This window comes from uncultured Paracoccus sp. (assembly GCF_947487305.1).
Classification (GTDB): Bacteria; Pseudomonadota; Alphaproteobacteria; order Rhodobacterales; family Rhodobacteraceae; genus Paracoccus.
Map to the genome: position 1 here is coordinate 207,351 of NZ_CANKWH010000003.1, position 17,420 is coordinate 224,770.

At 67.3% G+C, this 17,420-nt stretch carries 19 protein-coding genes; 13 read left to right on the forward strand and 6 right to left on the reverse strand.

The annotated features are described in order from the left end of the window. Positions 1 to 67 precede the first annotated feature (67 nt). The gene (locus tag Q1A36_RS05690) at positions 68 to 532 is read left to right on the forward strand and encodes a PTS sugar transporter subunit IIA (protein ID WP_299840895.1); all 465 of its coding nucleotides are present in this window, start codon (positions 68 to 70) and stop codon (positions 530 to 532) included. A gap of 77 nt (positions 533 to 609) precedes the next feature. Continuing rightward, entirely contained in the window at positions 610 to 798 is a 189-nt protein-coding gene (locus Q1A36_RS05695) for a hypothetical protein (protein WP_101752878.1), read from the forward strand. A 55-nt stretch (positions 799 to 853) separates the two neighbouring features. Here Q1A36_RS05695 and Q1A36_RS05700 read toward each other — a convergent pair whose 3' ends face one another. Next, a complete protein-coding gene (locus Q1A36_RS05700; RefSeq protein ID WP_299840899.1) occupies positions 854 to 1,702 on the reverse strand; it encodes an NmrA family NAD(P)-binding protein in 849 nt (282 codons plus the stop codon). Positions 1,703 to 1,806: 104 nt separating this feature from the next. Here Q1A36_RS05700 and Q1A36_RS05705 point away from each other — a divergent pair, with 104 nt between their 5' ends. Next, positions 1,807 to 2,133, forward strand: a complete 327-nt coding sequence (locus Q1A36_RS05705; protein WP_299840901.1) for a helix-turn-helix domain-containing protein — start codon at positions 1,807 to 1,809, stop codon at positions 2,131 to 2,133. Positions 2,134 to 2,209: 76 nt separating this feature from the next. On the opposite strand, the gene Q1A36_RS05710 is transcribed toward Q1A36_RS05705, so the two are convergent. After that, positions 2,210 to 3,079 (reverse strand): branched-chain amino acid aminotransferase, encoded by an 870-nt coding sequence (locus Q1A36_RS05710; RefSeq protein ID WP_299840903.1) that lies wholly within the window; start codon positions 3,077 to 3,079, stop codon positions 2,210 to 2,212. A gap of 146 nt (positions 3,080 to 3,225) precedes the next feature. Here Q1A36_RS05710 and Q1A36_RS05715 point away from each other — a divergent pair, with 146 nt between their 5' ends. The 5 genes from Q1A36_RS05715 to Q1A36_RS05735 are packed head-to-tail and all read left to right on the forward strand — an operon-like array spanning position 3,226 to position 10,133. Further along, the gene (locus tag Q1A36_RS05715) at positions 3,226 to 3,747 is read left to right on the forward strand and encodes a MarR family transcriptional regulator (protein WP_299840905.1); all 522 of its coding nucleotides are present in this window, start codon (positions 3,226 to 3,228) and stop codon (positions 3,745 to 3,747) included. Next, entirely contained in the window at positions 3,744 to 4,463 is a 720-nt protein-coding gene (locus Q1A36_RS05720) for a response regulator (protein ID WP_299840907.1), read from the forward strand. Before Q1A36_RS05715 ends, Q1A36_RS05720 begins: the two co-directional genes overlap by 4 nt. 21 nt (positions 4,464 to 4,484) lie before the next feature. Next, the gene (locus Q1A36_RS05725) at positions 4,485 to 5,318 is read left to right on the forward strand and encodes a uracil-DNA glycosylase (protein WP_299840909.1); all 834 of its coding nucleotides are present in this window, start codon (positions 4,485 to 4,487) and stop codon (positions 5,316 to 5,318) included. A 50-nt stretch (positions 5,319 to 5,368) separates the two neighbouring features. Further along, positions 5,369 to 6,736 carry an efflux RND transporter periplasmic adaptor subunit gene (locus Q1A36_RS05730; RefSeq protein ID WP_299840911.1) on the forward strand — a complete coding sequence of 456 codons (1,368 nt, stop codon included), beginning with the start codon at positions 5,369 to 5,371 and terminating at the stop codon, positions 6,734 to 6,736. Then, positions 6,729 to 10,133, forward strand: coding sequence for an efflux RND transporter permease subunit (locus Q1A36_RS05735; protein ID WP_299840913.1), 3,405 nt, complete (start codon positions 6,729 to 6,731; stop codon positions 10,131 to 10,133). The genes Q1A36_RS05730 and Q1A36_RS05735 overlap by 8 nt, the downstream gene beginning before the upstream one ends. Here Q1A36_RS05735 and Q1A36_RS05740 read toward each other — a convergent pair. Next, on the reverse strand, positions 10,075 to 10,869 hold the full coding sequence (locus Q1A36_RS05740; RefSeq protein WP_299840915.1) for a protein-disulfide reductase DsbD domain-containing protein: 795 nt from the start codon (positions 10,867 to 10,869) through the stop codon (positions 10,075 to 10,077). The genes Q1A36_RS05735 and Q1A36_RS05740 overlap by 59 nt on opposite strands. 104 nt (positions 10,870 to 10,973) lie before the next feature. On the opposite strand from Q1A36_RS05740, the gene Q1A36_RS05745 reads away from it, so the two are divergent. Further along, positions 10,974 to 11,546, forward strand: coding sequence for a YqgE/AlgH family protein (locus Q1A36_RS05745; RefSeq protein WP_299840917.1), 573 nt, complete (start codon positions 10,974 to 10,976; stop codon positions 11,544 to 11,546). 60 nt (positions 11,547 to 11,606) lie between these two features. Here the strand turns inward: Q1A36_RS05745 and Q1A36_RS05750 are convergent, their stop codons facing one another. Continuing rightward, on the reverse strand, positions 11,607 to 12,554 hold the full coding sequence (locus Q1A36_RS05750) for an L-threonylcarbamoyladenylate synthase (RefSeq protein ID WP_299840919.1): 948 nt from the start codon (positions 12,552 to 12,554) through the stop codon (positions 11,607 to 11,609). Between the two features lie 114 nt (positions 12,555 to 12,668). Here Q1A36_RS05750 and Q1A36_RS05755 point away from each other — a divergent pair, with 114 nt between their 5' ends. From Q1A36_RS05755 to Q1A36_RS05770, 4 genes are read left to right on the forward strand one after another with little or no spacing between them, the layout of a single operon-like run. Continuing rightward, positions 12,669 to 14,366 carry an acyl-CoA dehydrogenase gene (locus Q1A36_RS05755; RefSeq protein ID WP_299840921.1) on the forward strand — a complete coding sequence of 566 codons (1,698 nt, stop codon included), beginning with the start codon at positions 12,669 to 12,671 and terminating at the stop codon, positions 14,364 to 14,366. Then, positions 14,366 to 15,385, forward strand: a complete 1,020-nt coding sequence (locus Q1A36_RS05760) for an MBL fold metallo-hydrolase (RefSeq protein ID WP_299841121.1) — start codon at positions 14,366 to 14,368, stop codon at positions 15,383 to 15,385. Before Q1A36_RS05755 ends, Q1A36_RS05760 begins: the two co-directional genes overlap by 1 nt. A 51-nt stretch (positions 15,386 to 15,436) precedes the next feature. Next, positions 15,437 to 15,589 (forward strand): aa3-type cytochrome c oxidase subunit IV, encoded by a 153-nt coding sequence (locus Q1A36_RS05765; protein ID WP_299840923.1) that lies wholly within the window; start codon positions 15,437 to 15,439, stop codon positions 15,587 to 15,589. A gap of 50 nt (positions 15,590 to 15,639) precedes the next feature. Continuing rightward, entirely contained in the window at positions 15,640 to 16,266 is a 627-nt protein-coding gene (locus Q1A36_RS05770; RefSeq protein ID WP_299840925.1) for a hypothetical protein, read from the forward strand. On the opposite strand, the gene Q1A36_RS05775 is transcribed toward Q1A36_RS05770, so the two are convergent. After that, positions 16,251 to 16,583: an AzlD domain-containing protein gene (locus Q1A36_RS05775; RefSeq protein WP_101752864.1), complete on the reverse strand. Its 333-nt coding sequence runs from the start codon at positions 16,581 to 16,583 to the stop codon at positions 16,251 to 16,253. The genes Q1A36_RS05770 and Q1A36_RS05775 overlap by 16 nt on opposite strands. Then, complete coding sequence (locus tag Q1A36_RS05780; protein WP_299840927.1) at positions 16,580 to 17,368, reverse strand: AzlC family ABC transporter permease; 789 nt, start codon at positions 17,366 to 17,368, stop codon at positions 16,580 to 16,582. The genes Q1A36_RS05775 and Q1A36_RS05780 overlap by 4 nt, the downstream gene beginning before the upstream one ends. Positions 17,369 to 17,420: the final 52 nt, after the last annotated feature.

Here is a 17,420-nt window from a genome sequence, read left to right on the forward strand (position 1 = left end):
CAACCCATTTCTGTCCGCCCGCGCAGGTTTGCGCGGCGCGGGCAGATCGCCCCGAAAGGCAGGCTAGATGCAGATCAGTGACATTCTGAAACAGGGGGCCGTGCGGTCCCTGTCACAGGTCACGTCAAAGAAGCGGTTGTTCCACGAACTGTCCGAGCTTGCCCAGACCGTCTATGGCCTGCCGGCCTCGGAGGTGCTGGACGCGCTGCAGGAGCGCGAGAGCCTTGGCCCGACCGGCGTGGGTCATGGCGTCGCGCTGCCCCATGCCCGGCTGCACGGGCCGGACAAGGTGGCAGGCCTGTTCATCCGGCTGGACAAGCCGCTGGATTTCGACGCGGTGGATCGCCAGCCGGTCGACCTGATCTTTGCCCTCTTGGCCCCCAAGAGCACCGGGGTCGATCACCTGAAGGCACTGGCGCTGGTGTCGCGCACGCTGCGCGATGGCGACCTGCGGGCCAAGCTGCGCGCCAATGACGATCCGATCGCGCTGCATGCCGTTCTGGCGGCGGCGCAGGGGATCAAGGCGGCTTAACCAGGCTGGACTAAAGATTTTGCTTCGGTCCGATGCGGCCCTATATAGGAAGGGCAACCATCGGAGGAGGACCGAAGATGAGCAAGCATATCAGCGACCAGCCCCGCGATCATGGCACCGCGCGCCTGCGCGAATACACAAGGCAGGAACGCGAGGCAGGGGTTCACCCCGCCGTCACCGCGCTGCACAGCCGTCCCAAGGACCGCAGCGAGGATGGCCGAAAGACCGCCGAATTCGTGCGGATCGAGCGTGGCCACACCGCCTGAAACCGCGCCCCCCGCGCTGATAGTTCCGATCGGTGAATGACTTGAGCGGTGGCCGTCAGGCCGCCGCCGCAAGGACTTTTTCCAGCGTCGTGGGCTGGTGGGACCATTCGGCACCCTCGGTCTCGAAGGGAATGCCCGCACCGTTCAGCGCGGCATACATCCCGGTAATACCCGCCGAGAACGAGGCGCCGAGGCCAGCAGCCTCATGCGCCGCCGCAATGTCGCTGCCGTGAACGGGCAGGGCTGTGACGCGCGCGCCGGATTGCCGTGACAGGATTGCCGCCGCATCGGCCTCGGAATAGCGGCGGGGGCCAGTCAGGTTGACGATGCCGGGGCGCGGCTTCATCAGATAACCAGCCGCGGCCCGCCCGACATCCTGCGCCGAGACGCAGTCGATGGCGCGATCGAGTGGTGCGAGGAAGGCCGGCATCACGCCGGTCTCGGCGGCCATCGCCGCCGCTGGCAACCAGCTTTCCATGAAATAGGCCGGCCGCAGGAAGGTCATCGGCAGGCCCGCCCCGCGCAGTGCGGTCTCGAACCCGTTCAGCGTGGCGACGATGCCGGTGCCGTTCGGTAGATGCGCCCCCTGCGAGGACAGGGCGACGGCATTGGGCAGGTGCGCGGCCCGCAAGGCACCCGCAACCGAGGCCGACAGCCGTGCGGCCTGTTCGTCAACATCGCGCGCATCCGGTGCCACCGGGTTCATCACGAAGGCGGCGCTGGCGCCCTCGAAGGCGCGGGCCAGCGTCTGCTGGTCCAGCGCATCCACCGAGACCCAATCGACACCCGTCGCTGGCTCGGCCTTCGGGGTCCGGCACAGGGCGCGCACCGGCTGCCCCGCTTCGCTCAGGGCCTTCAGCACCGCGCCGCCGACCCGTCCGCTTGCTCCCATCACGACAAACATGGTTTCTCTCCTTCTGTGTGTCGGGATAGATTACGATGGTGCTGCGAGTCGCGTAAGTACGCACTATTTTTATACTGCCCTGACCCTACTGTCCCGAGGTGCCGATGAGCGATGATCTGAAAGCCTGCCCGGTGGCCGCGACGCTGAAGGTGATCGGTGGCAAATGGACCCCGCTGATCCTGTTCAACCTCAAGGATCAGCCGATCCGCTTCAACGCGCTGCGCCGCGCCATCCCCGAGATCACCCAACGGATGCTGACCTTGGAACTGCGCGCGCTGGAGGCCGATGGCGTGGTCGCCCGCAGGGTCTTCGAAACCGTGCCGCCCCATGTCGAATACAGCCTGACCCCGCGCGGGCAGACGCTGGCCCCGATCATCGAGGCGATGGAAGTGTGGGGCACGGATCAGTTGATGCGGGCAGCGGCTGGCTAGGACCTGCGTCCGCTTCCTGAAACGCAAAAGGCCGCCGGGCGCGATGCCGGCGGCCTTTCGGTCTGCTGAAGCCGGCTTACGCCCGGACCAGCTTCTCGTAATCCTCGGCGATCTCGCGGGTCACGTTGCCGACCTGGAACATGTAATCGCCGATCTGGCCCACCGGGGTCACTTCGGCGGCGGTGCCGGTCAGCCAGCATTCGCTGAAATCGGCCATTTCCTCGGGCTTGATCCGGCGCTCGTGCACGGTCAGGCCCTTGTCCTTCAGCATCCCGATGATGGTCTGACGGGTGATGCCGTTCAGGAAACGGTCGGCCAGCGGGGTGTGGATCTCGCCATCCTTGACGAAGAAGATATTGGCGCCGGTGGCCTCGGCCACGAAGCCTTCCCAGTCCATGAACAGCGCGTCCGAGCAGCCCTTGGCCTCGGCCGCGTGCTTGGACATGGTGCAGATCATGTAAAGACCGGCGGCCTTGGCGGCGGTGGGAATGGTCTCGGGGCTGGGACGCTTCCACTTGGCGATGTCCAGCTTCGCGCCCTGCCATTTGGCGTCGCCGTAATAGCTGCCCCATTCCCAGGCCGCGACGGCCATGCGCACCGGGTTGCGGCGGGCCGAGACGCCCATATCCTCGCCCGAACCGCGCCACATCACCGCACGGACATAGGCATCGGTGAAGCCGTTGGCGTTCAGCACCGCCTCCTTGGCGGCGTCGATCTCGTCGGCGCTATAGGGCGATTCCATGTCCAGTAGCCGGGCGGATTCGATCAGCCGCAGCGAATGCTCGTGGCTTTTGAAGATCTTGCCGGAATAGCAGCGCTCTCCCTCGAAGACCGAGCTGGCATAGTGCAGCGCGTGCGACAGGATGTGGACATTCGCGTCGCGCCACTCAACCAGTTTGCCGTCCATCCAGATCTTGCCGTCGCGATCGTCGTAAGCACCCGCCATGTCACCCTCCTGGCCCCTAGCTTTCCAAATCTTGCGCAATCTGCATCCACATTGGCTGAAAAATTGCGCAAACCGGCTTGACGGCTAGCAACCGAATCTAGGAAAGTCAACAAGACTGCCATATCCCCGGGGAAAGAAAGACAACCATGCAGGAGAAGGTGCGGATCGGGGGACTTGGCGGCGAAAGCCTGCTGTTTCTGACCGATGACCAGTTGCGCGGCGGCATCGAGGCGATGTTCTTCGCCTATCGCGCCTTCACCTCCGATCCCGACCTGATCCTCGAGGATATGGATTACGGCCGCGCCCATCACCGGGCGCTGCATTTCATCAATCGCGGTCCGGGGCTGACGGTGACGTCGCTTCTGGATGTATTGGGCGTGACCAAACAATCGCTGAACCGGGTCCTCAGGACGCTGATCGAGGACGGGCTGGTCGAAAGCCGCGTCGGCCGCCGCGACCGGCGAGAGCGGCAGCTTTACCTGACCGAGAAGGGCACGGCGCTGGAACGCCGCCTGTCAGAGGCGCAGAGGGCGCGGATGCGCGCCGCCTATCGCGCCGTCGGGCCGCAGGCGGTGGCGGGCTTCCGGCAGGTGCTCGAAGCGATGATGGACCCCGAGACCCGGGCGCAGTATCAGTCGATGAAGGAACAGACCGACGACCGGACATGAGCAGCACCGCCGATACCCATATCCTGATCGTCGATGATGACGAGCGTATCCGGTCGCTCTTGAAGCGGTTCCTGGAGAAGAACGGCTATTTCGTCACGCAGGCCCGCGACGCCCAACAGGCGCGGCGGCTGCTGAAGGGGCTGGAATTCGACCTGATCGTGCTCGACGTGATGATGCCGGGCGAGGATGGCATGTCGCTGACCCGCGACCTGCGGAATTCGATCAACACGCCGATCCTGCTGTTGACTGCCAAGGGCGAGACCGAGGACCGGATTTCCGGGCTGGAAAGCGGCGCCGATGACTATCTGTCGAAACCCTTCGAGCCTCGGGAATTGCTGCTTCGGATCGCGGCGATCCTGCGGCGGATGCCGACGGTCGAGGCGACGACGCCGAAATTCCTGTCGCTGGGGATGCTGCGCTATGACACCGACAAGGGCGAGCTGTGGCAGGGCGAGACGCCGCTGCGCCTGACCGGCACCGAACAGGCGCTGCTGCGCCGGCTTGCCGCCAGCCGTGGCCAGCCGGTCAGCCGCACCGATCTGATCGAGGATCTGGGGCGCGGCGGTGCGGCGGCCAATGGCGATGAGGGCGAGAACAGCGAGCGCGCGATCGACGTGCAGATCACGCGCCTCCGCCGCAAGATCGAGCCCGACCCGCGCGAGCCGCGCTTTCTGCAGACCGTGCGCGGCACCGGCTATATGCTGGTCGCCGACTGAGTGCTGCGCTAGGCTGCGCCGATGGACGGGACTCCCACATATCTTGGCCTCGAACTGACGCCCGAGGCGGCGCTGGCGCTCTTGGAGTGGCAGGCCGAGATGGGCGCGGACGAGCCGATGCTGGATGCGCCGGTCGATCGCTTCGACTTGGCCGAGCCGATTGCGGCCGCGCGTCCGGTGGCTGCGCCGACCGCCGCTCCCGCGCCGATGACTGCCCCCCGCCTGCCCGACGAAAACCCGCTTGAGGCCTTGGTCGCCGAGGCGACGCGGCTGGCCGATACGGCCGGGACGCTGGACCAGCTCGCCACCGCACAAGAGGGGTTCGACGGGATCGAGCTCAAGAAGGGCGCGCGGAACTTTGCCTTTGCCGATGGCAACCCCAAGGCTCGCGTGCTGATCCTTGGCGAGGCACCGGGGGACGAGGAGGACCGGCAGGGGCGCCCCTTCGTCGGTCGCGCCGGGCAGCTGCTCGATCGCATGTTCGCGGCCATCGGGCTGGCGCGGGACGCGGTGGATGCGGAACGCGCGCTCTACATCACCAATGTTTTACCGTGGCGACCGCCGGGCAATCGTGACCCTTCGCCCGATGAAATGGCGATGATGATGCCCTTCGTGCGTCGCCACGTGGCGCTGGTCGATCCCGATGTCGTGGTGCTGATGGGGAACACGCCCTGCCAGGCTGCACTGGGCCGGCGCGGCATTTTGCGGCTGCGCGGCGGCTGGACCGAGGCTTTTGGCAAGCCGGCCTTGCCAATGACCCATCCGGCCTATCTGTTGCGCAATCCGCCCGCCAAGCGCGAGGCCTGGGCCGACCTTCTGTCACTGGCGGAAAAGCTGGACGCAGGCCCCGTTTAGGGTTCATTTCCTAATCATGGGCTAACCCTTGCCCAACGGGCAGGTTTGACATGCGTTTTCTACTTCGCAGCCTTGGCGGGCTGTTCATCGTTTCTTTGACTTTCGGGCTGCTGTTTCTGGCGGCCTTCCAGATATGGCAGGCGCTGGAACAGGCGCGCAGCGGCGGCCCCGGCGGGCGGCAGGCCGAGGAGCAGGCCTTCACCGTGCGGCTGATCGCGCTGGAGCCCGCAACGGTCGCGCCGGTGATGTCGGTCTATGGTCGGGTCGACTCGCGCCGGCGGCTGGAACTCAGGGCCGGGGCCTCGGGGCGGATCACCTATCTCGATCCCGACCTGCATGAAGGCGGACAGGTCGAGGCCGGGCAGTTGCTGGTCCAGACCGATCCGGCGCAGGCGCAATCGGTGCTGGACAACCTGCTTGCCGCGCAGGCCGAGGCCGAGGCCGCGCTGGAGGATGCGCGCCGCGCCGTGACCATCGGCACCGATGATCTTGCGGCGGCACGGGCGCAGGTCGAGCTGCGCCAGGCGGCGATGGAGCGGCAGCGCGAACTCGCCGAGCGGCGGCTGGGGACCAGCGGCGAGCGCGAGGCGGCGGAACTGGCAGCCTCTACGGCGGCGCAGGCGGTGCTGTCGCGGCAATCGGCGCTGGCCGATGCCGAAAGCGCCGTCTCGCTGGCCGAGATCGCCCTGCAGCGCAGCCGGATCGATCTGGCCGAGGCGCAGCGCGAGCTGGAGTTGACCGAGGTGCGCGCCAGCTTTGCCGGCCGGGTAACGGCGGTCACGGCGGTCGAGGGCGGGCTGGTCAGCCAAAACGAGCAACTGGCGCAGATCATCGACCCCGATGCGCTGGAGGTGCAGATCCCGCTGTCGCTGCAGCAATATTCCCGGCTGGTCGCGGAAGAGGCGCGGCTGGTCGGCACGCCGGTGCGCGTGGTGCTGGACGGCTCGGCCGGGCGGATCACCGCGCCGGCGCATCTGGACCGCTCGGCGGCCTCGGTGGCCGAGGGCGCGGCGGGCCGCACGGTCTATGCGCGGCTCGATCAGCCCGATGCGCGGCTGCGTCCGGGCGATTTCGTCACCGTCGAGATCGACGAACCGCCCTTGTCCGATGCCGCGCTGATCCCGGCTTCGGCCGTGGGCGGCGATGGCGCGGTGCTGGTCGTCGGTCCCGACAGCCGGCTGATCGCCCGCCCGGTCGAGGTGCTGCGGCGTCAGGGTGATGACGTGGTAATTAACGTGGCCGCCGATCTCGCCGGCGCGCGCATCGTCGCCGAACGCGCGCCGCAGCTGGGTGCCGGTATCCTCGTGCGCGATTCCGCCGCCCCTGTGGGTGAGCCGGGCGTGCCCGAGGCGCAGAACCGGCGCGGGGATGCGCCGCAACAGCAGGCGCAGCGCGCCGGGGCGCAGGCCGATGGCTGATCCGGTCCCGGAACCCGGTCGCGGCCTGCTGTCGCTGTTCACCCGCCATGCCACGCTGGCCAACCTGGTGCTGGCGGTCATGGTGGTGGGCGGGCTGGTCGCCGCACCGCGGATGCGGGCGCAATATTTCCCCGATACGGTGATCGAACAGGTCAATGTCTCTGTCCGTTGGGATGGCGCCGGGGCCGAGGATGTCGACCGTTCTGTGATTGCCGTGCTGGAACCCGTGTTGCTGGCCGTGGAAGGCGTGGCACTCGAGGAAAGCCGGGCCAATCAGGGCTCGGGCCGGATCGAGCTGGAATTTGAACCCGGTTGGGACATGTCGCGCGCCATGGCCGAGGTCGAGACCGCCGTGGCCACCGTCGACACCTTGCCCGAGGATGCCGAGGAACCGGAGATCACCCGTGGCGCATGGCGCGACCGGGTGGCGGATGTGGTCATCTCGGGCCCATTGGGCGTCGATCAGCTGGGCCGGCTGGCCGATGACATGCTGAACCGGCTCTATGCGCGCGGCATCACCCGCGCCAGTGTCGCCGGTCTGGCCGCGCCCGAGACGCTGATCGAGGTGCGCGTCGCCGATCTGGTCCGCAACGACCTGACCATGAGCGAGATTGCCGAAGTGGTTGCCGCCGCCGCCACTGCCCAGCCTGCGGGCGATGTCGCCTCGGGCGCCTCGCGCGTGCGCACGGGAACCGAGGCGCGCGATCCGGCCTCGGTCGCCTCCCTGCCGCTGCGGCTGGAACCCGACGGTACGATCCTGACCGTGGGCGAGGTCGCCACCGTCACCTCGACCGGCATGGACCGCGAAGAGGCCTTCTATGTCGGCACCGATCCCGCCGTGGTGATCCAGGTCCAGCGTGCCGCCGCAGGTGATGCCATCACCATGCAGGAAGAGGTCGAGGCGGTCGCCGCCGAGATGCGCCCCTCGCTGCCCGAAGGCGTCGAGATCGAGCTGGTGCGCGCCCGGGCCGAACAGATCTCGGGCCGGCTGCAGATCCTCGTGGACAACGCCATCATGGGTCTGGGGCTGGTGGTGGCGCTGCTGTTCCTGTTCCTGAATGCCCGCACGGCGCTGTGGGTGGCAGCGGGGATTCCCGCCTCCCTGCTCGCTGCCATCGGGCTGATGTATGCCTTCGGCATGACGCTGAACATGATCTCGCTTTTCGCGCTGATCCTGACGCTCGGGATCATCGTCGATGATGCGATCGTCGTCGGCGAACACGCCGATTACCGCGCCCGCAAACTGGGCGAGCGGGCGATGGTTGCCGCCGAACGCGCCGCGCAGCGCATGGCCGCACCCGTTGTCTCCTCGACGCTCACCACGGTCATCGCCTTTGGCGGGCTGATGGCCATTGGCGGGCGCTTCGGCAACCTGATCGTCGATATCCCGCTGACCGTCATCATGGTGCTGGCGGCCTCGCTGATCGAATGCTTCCTCGTCCTGCCCAATCACATGGCCCATGCCCTGACCCGGGCGGCGCGCGACAACTGGTATGACAGGCCCTCGCGGCTGGTGAACCGGGGCCTCGACTGGCTGACCGAGCGCGCCGTGCGCCCGATGCTCGGCTGGATCATCCGCCTGCGCTATCCGGTGCTGGCCGCGACCATCGCGCTGTTTGGCTGGTCGGCGGCGGCGATGATCACCGGCAAGGTGCCGTGGCGCTTTTTCGATTCGCCCGAACAGGGCAGCGTCGCGGGCAATTTCGCCATGCTGCCCGGCGCCACGCGTGAGGATACGATGCGCGTACTCGGGCTGGTGCAGGCGGCGGTGGACCGCGTGGCCGGCGATTACGAGGCCGAATATGGCACCAACCCTGTCACCCATGCGATGGCGCAGATCGGCGGCAATTCCGGCCGCTCGCTGCCCGGGGCCGAGACCAAGGACCCCGACCAGCTGGGCTCGATCCAGGTAGAGCTGATTGATGCCGACCTGCGGCCCTATTCCAGCTTCGAATTCGTCGGCGACCTGCAGGCCGCCATGCCGGCGGACCCGCGGCTGGAAACGATCAGCTTCCGCGGCTTTCGGGGCGGACCGGGGGGCGATGCCATTTCGGTCCGGATGAGCGGGGCGGATGCGCAGCGGCTGAAGGATGCGGCCGAGGCGCTGAAGACCCGGCTCTCGGCCTTCCCCGAGGTGTCGGCGCTGGAAGACAGCATGTCCTATGACAAGGAAGAATTGGCGCTGGAACTGACGCCGCAGGGCCGGGCGCTTGGCTTCACCACCGAGGGGCTGGCGCGGGAATTGCGCCAGCGTTTGGGCGGCATCGAGGCGGCGACCTTTCCGGTCGGCATCCGCAGCGGCGCGATCCGGGTGGAACTGCCGGAAAGCGAGCGTCGGGGCGATTTCCTTGACCGGATGATGATGCGCTCGGCTTCGGGGCAATGGGTGCCCTTGGCCGACATCGTCACCGTGGGCAGCCGGGCGGGCTTTTCCACCGTGCGGCGCGAGAACGGAGTGCGGATGATTTCCGTCACCGGCGACATCTCCGATGACGACCCCGCCCGCGCCGCCGAGATCACCACGGCGCTGGAAACCACCATCATGCCGCAGATCGCCGCCGATTTCGGCATCAGCTTCGAGACCACGGGACTGGCCGAGCAGGAACGCGATTTCCTGGGCGAGGCGGGTCTGGGCTTCGCGCTGGCGATGCTGGGCATCTACATGGTGCTGGCATGGATCTTCGCCTCGTGGACGCGGCCGGTGGTGGTGATGGCGGTGATCCCCTTCGGCCTGATCGGCGCCGTCTGGGGGCATACGATCTGGGGCCTGCCCATGTCGATGTTCTCGATCGTCGGGCTGATCGGCATGTCGGGGATCATCATCAACGATTCCATCGTGCTGATCTCGACTATCGACGAATATGCCAAGGACCGGGCGATGCGCCCAGCCATCATCGATGCGGTCTGCAACCGCCTGCGGCCGGTCTTCCTGACCACGGCGACGACCGTGCTGGGCCTCGCACCGCTGCTTTACGAACGCTCGTCGCAGGCGCTGTTCCTGAAGCCGACGGTGGTGACGCTGGCCTATGGGCTGGGCTTCGGGATGCTGGTGGTGCTTCTGGTTGTGCCCGCGGCACTGGGGATCGGCGAGGATATCGTCCATGCCCGGCGCGGGCTCAGGCGGGGCTTGCGCGCGGGACCCCTGCGCCTGCCGCTGCGGCTTGGGGCGGGGCTGGCCCTGGCCGGTTTCGCGCTGGTGCTGTTGCCGGTGACGCTGGTTCCTGCGCTGGGTCTGAGCCTTCCCGGCTGGTGGCCGGTGGCGGGGTCAGTTGTGCAGGCGCTGGTCTGGTATCTGGCCGCGCTGCTTGTCGCGGTGGCGGTGGCGGGCGGGCTTGGCCTTATCCGGCAGCGTCGCAGCCACGCATCTCGCGCGCCGGGCCCTCCCCGATCAGCGTGATGCGGAGCGTTTCCGGGTCCAGATCGAAGGGCTTGCCCTCGGGCGGAACCAGATCAGCGGTTGCGGTCATCGCCCCATTCGCATCGGTCTCAGTCTCGGCCATCGAGACCCAGACCTCGGGCCGGTCGGGCAATTCGACGGCGACCGCCCTGACTCCTTCCGGGTCGGCCAGTGTCAGCGCGACCTGCATCCCGTCCTCGATCTCGGTCAGGCTGCAGGCGGGTTTCTCGTCGCTCATCTGCGGCTGTTCGGCCAGCGCCGCCTGAATGGCCAGATCGGGCTGGTCGCCGGAGGGTGGCGCAGTTAGCGACAGCTTGGCCGGCACGCAGATATTCTCGCAGAGACCGAAATCGACCGTCGCCGCCAGCGTGACGGGCTTGTCCTGATCCGCCGGCACCACCTCGAAGGGTAGGAGCAGCCGGTCATGGAAGCCGAAGCTGCGGCTGCCGCCGGAATCGATCAGCTCGGGGGCTGGCCAGTGAAAGGCGACGCTGCCGATATTCTCGGACCCCTCCCAGTCAAAGCTGGGGGCAATGCCGGTATCGCCTGGGCTGCGCCAATAGGTCTTCCAGCCCGGCTCCAGCAGCAACTCCAGCGCGGCGATGCGGCGGCCCTGATCGTCGGTCCAGCCGGGCAGCAACCGCGCGCCAACCAGACCGGGCGGCAGCGCCTCCGGCTCGGCATGGGATGGCGCGGCCAAGGGCAGCATCAGCAGGGCAAGGGCGAGATGTCTCATTCCCTCGGGTCTAAGGCGGCATCCGGCTGACGGGAAGTCACAATGCTGCGCGGGCCTTGCAAGATCGCGACAGCGGGCCGATCTTTGAGACAATAGGAGAGCGCATGACCCAAGAGACCGACCTGACCGGCAAGATCCTGATCGCCATGCCCGGGATGCGCGATCCTCGCTTCGCGCGCTCGGTGGTGCTGATCTGCGCCCATTCCGAGGATGGGGCGATGGGGCTGGTGCTGAACCACCCGTTGCCCGAGATCGAGTTCTCGGACCTTCTCGGCCAGCTTGGCATCGATACCGACACCCGAACCCGCCCGGTCGAGGTCCGCTATGGCGGCCCGGTCGAGCCGGGGCGCGGCTTTGTGCTGCATCAGGTGGGCGAGTCGGGCGACGCCCCCGAGGGCACCTTGCGCATCGGGCCGCATCTGGCGATGACCACCACCCGCGACATTCTCGAGGACCTGGCGCATGGGCGCGGGCCGGGGCAGGCGGTGCTGGCGCTTGGCTATGCCGGCTGGGGGCCGGGGCAGCTCGAGGACGAGATGCTGGCGAATGGCTGGCTCAGCGGCGAGGGCGGGGACGAGTTGATCTTCGGTGCCGACAATCCCGGCAAGTGGAGCGCGGCGCTGAAGGCGCAGGGGGTCGATCCCTCGCTGCTGTCGGGCGCGGCGGGACGGGCATAAGGGGGCGCTGCCCCCATCGCCTGCGGCGAGTCCCCCGAGTATTTCGGATGAAGAAGAGGTTCAGCGAGGCGCGGCGGCGCGGCGCAGGCGGTCGTTGATCGCCACGCCCAGACCATGTTCGGGGATCGGGGCGACGGCGATGGGCTGACCAAGCCGGTCGGCGCGGCGCAGCAGGTCGAAGAGCTTCGCCGCCGCCTCGGCCAGATCGCCATGGGCCGACAGGGTCAGGGGGCCGGGATGGCCGAAATCGAGATAGGTTTCGCCCGGCTCGGGTTGGACAACATTCAGGCGCAGCGCGGCGTTGGGGGCGTAATGGCTGGTCAACTGACCGGGGGCGCGCGGGGCCGAGGGGTCGGCGTGATGCAGGGCCAGCGGGCGGCCCAATGCGGATTCGATGGTTTCCGACGGCAATCCGCCGGGGCGCAGCAGCTGGGGCTGATCGCCCTGCCAGCCGATGATGGTCGATTCCACGCCCACTGGGCAGGGGCCGGCATCCAGCACGGCGGCGATGCGGCCATCCAGCCCGCCATCGGGATCCAGGACATGATCGGCGCTGGTCGGGCTGATCCGGCCCGAGGCATTGGCCGAGGGCGCGGCCAGCGGCCCGCCGAAGCTGCGCAGCAAAGCTTGCGCCGCACTGGCCGCCGGTACGCGGATGGCCACGGTGTCGAGACCGGCGGCCACCAGCGAGGCAATGCCGGCCTTGGCGCGCAGCGGCAGCACCAGCGTCAGCGCGCCCGGCCAGAAGGCCTGTGCCAGCGTCCGTGCCTCGGTCGAAAACTCGGCGATGGCCTCGGCCTCGGCGAGACCCGCGACATGGACGATCAGCGGGTTGAAACTCGGCCGACCCTTGGCGGCATAGATGGCGGCGACCGCCTCGCCATTTCGCGCGTCCCCGGCAAGGCCATAGACCGTCTCGGTCGGCATGGCGACGGTCTGTCCCCGGCGCAGAAGTTCGGCCGCCGTGGCAAGGCCACTTTCGTCAGGGGCGAGTCGCAGGGTTTTCATTCGTGACGCCGGGTTTGGGTTGCCGCAGGACGGTCCGTCGCTAAGGTGACGACAGCGTTAACTGCATATGCCGGCCCGGCGCCCTTGCCAAGCCGCACCGAGGGGGGAACATCCATGAGCTATCGCGCGCCCGTCGACCAGATCACCTTCATCCTGAACCATGTGTTGAACTTCCCGCGATTGGCGAAGACCGAGCTGTTCGCCGAGGCCACCGACGAGACGGTCAACGCCATCCTCTCCGAGGCCGGCAAGCTGGCCGAGAACGAGATCGCCCCCCTGAACCGCAATGGCGACCTGACCCCGGCCCGGCTGGAAAACGGCAAGCTGCGCTCCTCCCCCGGCTTCGAGGCCGGTTTCCGCGCCATTGCCGAGGGTGGCTGGATCGGCCTTGCCTCGGATCCCGAATATGGCGGCATGGGCCTGCCGCAGGCGCTGAACATGGCGGTGGCCGAGATGCTCTCGGGGGCCTGCCTGTCGCTGCAGCTGAACCCGCTGTTGACGCAGGGCCAGATCGATGCGCTGCAGCATCACGCCGATGACGAGATGAAGGCGCTGTACCTGCCCAAGCTGAACAGCGGCGAATGGTCGGGCACGATGAACTTGACCGAACCGGGTGCCGGCAGCGATGTGGGCGCGCTGACCACCAAGGCCGAGCGCAACGAGGACGGCACCTATTCGATCACCGGGCAGAAGATCTTCATCACCTGGGGCGACAGCGATGTGACCGAAAACGTCTGCCATGCGGTGCTGGCCCGGCTGCCCGATGGCGGCAAGGGCACCAAGGGGATCAGCCTCTTCATGGTGCCGAAGTTCATCCCCGACGAGAACGGCAATCCGGGCGTGGCCAACAGCCTCAAGGTGGTGTCGCTCGAGCACAAGATGGGCATCCACGGCTCGCCCACCTGCGTCATGAGCTATGAGGGCGCGACCGGCTGGCTGATCGGCAAGGAACATGGTGGCATGGCCGCGATGTTCACCATGATGAACGCCGCGCGCCTGGGGGTTGGCGTGCAGGGTGTCGGCGTGGCCGAGGCGGCGCTGCAGCAAGCGGTCGAATACGCGACCGAGCGCAACCAGTTCGGTCCGATCATCCGCCATGCCGATGTGCGCCGGATGCTGGCCACGGCGCGGGCCGAGGTCTTTGCCGCCCGCGCCATCTGCCTTGCCACCGCCATCACTGCGGATGTCGCGCGCTCGACCGGGGACGAAGATTGTGCCTCCCGCGCCGCCTTCCTGACGCCGATCGCCAAGGCCTATGGCACCGATGTCGGCTGCCGGGTGGCCGACATGAACGTGCAGGTTCATGGCGGCATGGGCTTCATCGAGGAAACCGGCGCGGCGCAATATCTGCGCGATGTCCGCATCACGCCCATCTATGAAGGCACCAACGGTATTCAGGCGATGGATCTGGTCGGACGCAAGCTGGCCGATGGTGGCGAGGCGGCGAATCGGCTGCTGGACGAGATGCTGGACGTGGCCAAGGCCGCGCAGGCCGATCTGCCGGACCTCGCCAATGCGGCCTTCCAGGCGGCCGAGAACCTGCGCGACGCCACACAGGCCATGCTGGAGCGCGATCTGCAGGACCGTTTTGCCGGCGCGGTGCCCTATCTGAACGCCTTCGCCAAGGTGCTGGGCGCGCTGTTCCACCTGAAGGCGGCGATGTCGGGCGATGAGGGGCGGATCGTGCTGGCGCGGATCTTCATCACCCGGGTCATGCCGCGCTATGCCGCCGATCTGGCCGAGGCCGAAGCCGGGCTGGCCGATCTCGAGGCGATCACCGACGACCAGCTGGCCGGGGCCTTCGGGGCGTGATCCGCTATCCGGTCGAGCAGCCGCCCGGCGAGGGCGAGGCGATCGAGATCGCCGAAGGCGTGCTCTGGATGCGCCTGCCTTTGCCGATGGCGCTGGACCATGTGAACGTCTACGCGTTGGATGAGGGCGACGGCTGGACCATCGTCGACACTGGCTTTGATTCGCGCCGCAGCCGGGCGATCTGGCAGACGCTATTGGACAGCCCGCTGCGCGGGCGCCCGGTGCGCCGGGTCATCGGCACGCATCACCATCCCGACCATATCGGCCTTGCCGGCTGGTTCATGGACCGGGAGGGGGCCGAGCTGTGGATGAGCCGCACCGCCTGGCTGACCGCGCGAATGCTGGTCCTTGACGAACAGGCGCGGCCCTCGCCGCAATCGCTGGCCTTCTGGCGATGGGCGGGGATGCCGCAGGAGCTGCTGGACCGGCGCGCGGCCGAACGGCCCTTCAACTTCGTCGATTTCGTCCATCCGCTGCCCCTAGGCTTCACCCGCCTGACCGAAGGCGAGCGGGTGCGGTTCGGTGGTCGGAACTGGCGGGTCCATATGGGCGACGGCCACGCGCCCGAACACGCGACCTTCTGGTCCGAAGATGACGACCTGGTTCTGGGGGGCGATCAACTGCTGCCCTCGATCTCGCCCAATCTCGGCGTCTACCCGACCGAGCCAGAGGCCGATCCGGTGGGCGAATGGCTGGCATCGTGCCTGCGCTTTGCCGAGCTGGCCGAGGAGCGGCACCTGGTCCTGCCCGGTCACAAGCTGCCCTTCACCGGCCTTCCCTTTCGCTTGCGGCAATTGATCGACAACCATCACGGCGCGCTCGAGCGGCTGAGCGGGGCGCTGGCCAAGGGTCCGCGCAGCGCGGTCGGCTGTTTCGACATCATCTTCAAGCGCAAGATCGGCGAGGCCGAGTTCGGGCTGGCGCTGGTCGAGGCCGTGGCTCATGTCAATCACCTGCGCCGACAGGGGATCGTGCAGGCGGCGGGTGAAAGCGACGGCGCGGTGCTGTGGGGGGCGTGACAGGCCTTTCCTAATCGGCTATCCGAAAAGAGAACCGAAACGGAGGGGCGCATGGCCACGCATCACGAAGTCACCGAGCACAAGCACGGCGAGATGGATATCACGCAGCATCAGAAGACCTTCGCCGGCTTCGTCAAGCTGTCGACCTGGGTCGTCATCATCTCGCTTGGCGTGCTGGTCTTCATGGCACTGACCAACGCCTGATACGGGCTGACGCAGGAACTTCACATAAAAAGACGGGCAGGGGCAGCAGGATGAAAAGACGCACCTTTCTGGTTGCGGCAGCGGCGCTGCCTCTGGCGGCTTGCGGGGCCGACAATATCTGGGCCAGTGACGAGGCAGTGCGCGCCGCGCGCTTCGTCTCGGACGAGCCGCCTTCGATCACCCTCTTCACGGTGATCGGTATTCCCAAGGGCGAAGGCGGACATACAGCGCTGATGATCAATGGCAGCCAGCGGATCATCTATGATCCGGCCGGAAGCTGGCGGCACCCACGCATCCCCGAACGGCATGACGTGCTTTACGGGATCACGCCGAACTTCAAGAATTTCTACATCGATTACCACGCCCGCAGCACCTATTGGGTCGCCGAGGACCGGGTTCCGGTCAGCCTGGCCGTGGCCGATGCTGCCATCCGCTCCGCAGAGCAGCAGGGCGCGGCCAACAAAAGCTTCTGTGCGGTCAATACCGGGCAGGTGCTGAACAGGGTGCCGGGCTTCCAGGGCGCGCCGACCGGGTTCTCGCCGCTGAAGCTACGCCAATGGTTCCTGACTCGTCCGGGCGTGGTCTCGAAAAGCCACCGGGACGGCGATCCGGCGAACAATCACAACGTCCTTCTGCAGCAGAAGGACGGGACGATCACGGGTTATCCCAGGAACTGAAGCGTCAGGACCAGCGTGGCCGCACCGGCAAGGATCGCGGCCAGCATGTTCTTCCAGATCATCCCGACAGCGACCGTGACCACGGCCGCGATCAGCCGTGCCGGGTCGGTCTGGCCCTCGGTCGCTGCCGGCCACATGACCAGCGGTGCGACCAGCGCCGGCAGCACCGCAACCGGCGTATAGCGCAACAGCCGCAGCACCCAGCCCGGCATGGCATAGCGCCCCAGCGCGCCGAGGAAAGACCAGCGGATCAGGAATGTGCCGGCACCCAGCACAAGGATGACCAGCCAGATCTGGGCGTTGGACAGCTCGATCATGCCTTGGCCTCCTTCTGCCGCCGCTCCTGCCAGCCCTCGACCCAGGCGCCTGCGGCCATTCCGATCGGCGCGGCGATCAAGAGCCCGGTGCCGGCGGGCATCCAGGCCAGCGCCAGCGCCATCAGCACCGAAACCAGCGCCGCCGCCTTGTGCGCCAGCGTGCGCAGCATCGGCGCGATCATCGCGAGGAATGTGATCGGCACGGCGAAATCCAGCGCGATGCCCTCGGGAATGGCCTCGCCGACCAGAGCGCCGACGACGCTGGCAATGGCCCAGGGAATGCACATCGCCGCAGCGGCACCGTAGAAATAGCCAAGCCGCTGCTTGAGGCTCAGGCGCGGGTTCATCTCGTAATGCTGGATACTCAGGGCGAATGTCTGGTCGACCAGCAGATAGGACACCGCTGCCCGGTCCTTGCCCGGCGCGCTGCCGAGCCAGGGCACCAGCGAGGCCGAATACATCGCCATGCGCAGGTTCACCGCCAGCGCCGAGACGATGGCCAGCACGACCGGCACATTGTCAGAGAGCAGTTGCACGGCGGTAAATTGCGAGGCCCCGGCCAGCACCAGCACCGAGAAGCCGATCACCTGTGACAGGTCAAGCCCGGCCTCAGAAGCCAGCACCCCGAACAGGATGCCAAAGGGCAGCAGCGGCACGAGGAAGGGAATCGACTGCACCATGCCATGGCGGAAACACTGTGCCGGGCTGCGCGCGAGGATACGGGCCTGCACCTCGTCGGGCAGGGGATGTTCATGCGCAGGCGCTGAGGAGGGCGTGGGGGACATGATAATTTGCAGATTCTGAAAAGCTGATCCTGACTGTCATGCCGCAGGGTGA

Bases quoted from the DNA above. Each gene is read 5' to 3' on its own strand.
- Q1A36_RS05690 (WP_299840895.1), top strand. From the start codon at position 68: ATGCAGATCAGTGACATTCTGAAACAGGGGGCCGTGCGGTCCCTGTCA.
- Q1A36_RS05695 (WP_101752878.1), top strand. From the start codon at position 610: ATGAGCAAGCATATCAGCGACCAGCCCCGCGATCATGGCACCGCGCGC.
- Q1A36_RS05700 (WP_299840899.1), bottom strand. From the start codon at position 1,702: ATGTTTGTCGTGATGGGAGCAAGCGGACGGGTCGGCGGCGCGGTGCTG.
- Q1A36_RS05705 (WP_299840901.1), top strand. From the start codon at position 1,807: ATGAGCGATGATCTGAAAGCCTGCCCGGTGGCCGCGACGCTGAAGGTG.
- Q1A36_RS05710 (WP_299840903.1), bottom strand. From the start codon at position 3,079: ATGGCGGGTGCTTACGACGATCGCGACGGCAAGATCTGGATGGACGGC.
- Q1A36_RS05715 (WP_299840905.1), top strand. From the start codon at position 3,226: ATGCAGGAGAAGGTGCGGATCGGGGGACTTGGCGGCGAAAGCCTGCTG.
- Q1A36_RS05720 (WP_299840907.1), top strand. From the start codon at position 3,744: ATGAGCAGCACCGCCGATACCCATATCCTGATCGTCGATGATGACGAG.
- Q1A36_RS05725 (WP_299840909.1), top strand. From the start codon at position 4,485: ATGGACGGGACTCCCACATATCTTGGCCTCGAACTGACGCCCGAGGCG.
- Q1A36_RS05730 (WP_299840911.1), top strand. From the start codon at position 5,369: ATGCGTTTTCTACTTCGCAGCCTTGGCGGGCTGTTCATCGTTTCTTTG.
- Q1A36_RS05735 (WP_299840913.1), top strand. From the start codon at position 6,729: ATGGCTGATCCGGTCCCGGAACCCGGTCGCGGCCTGCTGTCGCTGTTC.
- Q1A36_RS05740 (WP_299840915.1), bottom strand. From the start codon at position 10,869: ATGAGACATCTCGCCCTTGCCCTGCTGATGCTGCCCTTGGCCGCGCCA.
- Q1A36_RS05745 (WP_299840917.1), top strand. From the start codon at position 10,974: ATGACCCAAGAGACCGACCTGACCGGCAAGATCCTGATCGCCATGCCC.
- Q1A36_RS05750 (WP_299840919.1), bottom strand. From the start codon at position 12,554: ATGAAAACCCTGCGACTCGCCCCTGACGAAAGTGGCCTTGCCACGGCG.
- Q1A36_RS05755 (WP_299840921.1), top strand. From the start codon at position 12,669: ATGAGCTATCGCGCGCCCGTCGACCAGATCACCTTCATCCTGAACCAT.
- Q1A36_RS05765 (WP_299840923.1), top strand. From the start codon at position 15,437: ATGGCCACGCATCACGAAGTCACCGAGCACAAGCACGGCGAGATGGAT.
- Q1A36_RS05770 (WP_299840925.1), top strand. From the start codon at position 15,640: ATGAAAAGACGCACCTTTCTGGTTGCGGCAGCGGCGCTGCCTCTGGCG.
- Q1A36_RS05775 (WP_101752864.1), bottom strand. From the start codon at position 16,583: ATGATCGAGCTGTCCAACGCCCAGATCTGGCTGGTCATCCTTGTGCTG.
- Q1A36_RS05780 (WP_299840927.1), bottom strand. From the start codon at position 17,368: ATGTCCCCCACGCCCTCCTCAGCGCCTGCGCATGAACATCCCCTGCCC.